General features: G+C 38.4%; 1 protein-coding gene. It reads right to left on the bottom strand.

The genetic code is table 11. The features are described from left to right. Positions 1–36 precede the first annotated feature (36 nt). Positions 37–1,382, bottom strand: a protein-coding gene (locus CSV79_RS16510) for an IS3 family transposase (protein WP_369825002.1) whose coding sequence is annotated in 2 segments (ribosomal slippage) — positions 37–938 and positions 938–1,382 — 1,347 coding nt in all. Because the reading frame shifts where the segments join, the coding sequence is not laid out codon by codon here. Positions 1,383–1,405: the final 23 nt, after the last annotated feature.

Genomic DNA, 1,405 nt, shown 5'->3' with positions numbered 1-1,405 from the left:
TGAAGTGACCCCTTAAAGTTAGACACGATTATTTCATCAGGCAACTTGCTCAAAATGAGTTCGGTATTGGACCGGACTCATTTTTAATTTTGCCTTTATCCGTTTCGTATTATAGTAATGGATATATTTTTCTAATTCTAATTTAAACTGTTCCACACTTTCAAATTCCTTTAAGTAGAGAAATTCCGACTTCATAATCCCGAAGAAATTTTCCATCACCGAATTATCGTAACAGTTCCCCTTACGAGACATACTTTGGACAATTCCCCTTGATTCCAGAGCGTGACGATACTGTTTCATTTGGTAATGCCAGCCTTGATCCGAATGCATCAGTAATTGGTGTTCATCAGGGAGAACTTCTAGGGCGTGCTCCAGCATCTCTGAGACAAGTGAATAGGTTGGTCTGGAGCCAATTTTATAGGTAATGATTTCACCATTAAACAAGTCTAATACAGGCGATAAATATAGCTTCTCACCGAATAATTTAAACTCTGTCACATCGGTTACCCATTTTTTATTTGGTGCGTCTGCCACAAATTTACGGTCTAAAATATTTGGCGCAGTTTTACCTACGTTACCTCTATACGATTTGTATTTTTTCATGCGTATTAAGCATTTTAACCCAAGTTCTTTCATGATACGCTGCACTTTTTTATGATTTACCTTGAGCCCGCGATTTGCCAATTCATCACGGATACGTCGGTAGCCATAACGCCCTTCATGCTCCTTATAAATCGATTTAATTTCAGCTTTCAAATCTGCGTCCCGATCCGGCTGATTCATACGTGCCAATACATTATAATAAGTGCTACGTGGAATGCCTGCGAGCTTCACGAGTGATTTCACGGGATATTTATGCCTTAGTTCAAAGACTACTTGTGCTTTGTCTTCTTTGCTGACTTTTCCTTGTTTTGAACTAAGGCATTCAACTTTTTTAAATACTCATTTTCCATTCTTAAGAAATCAATTTCTTTTTGTAATTCTTTTTCAGAAACAGATGGATTCTTCTTATTTTCTGGTTTTTGTTTCATGGATGGACGCCTCTTTTCTTTTGGTGACAAGGCGTCCGTCCCTTCTTCTCTATACGCATTTACCCATCTTCTAAGCGTGGAATGGTGCGGTAAGTTGAAGCGGGCAGCGGTATCTCTGAGGGACGTATGCTCATCAGCCATATAATGAATTACGTCCAGTTTAAATTGTACAGAATGACTTGTACAGGGTTTCTTAAAACCCTTTTCTCCGTGGTATTGATATCGCTGTACCCAATAGCGAATTTCACTCTTGTCAATTCCGATAGATTGAGCGATCTCACCAAGACTTTCTTTACCTTCAACATATCGTTTAATAGCTTGAATCTTTTCTTCCACATCTATTTTCCCCACTTAAACCACATCCTTTTCATTTT

Origin of the sequence: Sporosarcina sp. P13 (assembly GCF_002743055.1) — a bacterium.
GTDB lineage: Bacteria > Bacillota > Bacilli > Bacillales_A > Planococcaceae > Sporosarcina.
Note: the sequence above shows the minus strand (reverse complement) of the source record. Positions and strands in the feature narration are given on the sequence as shown.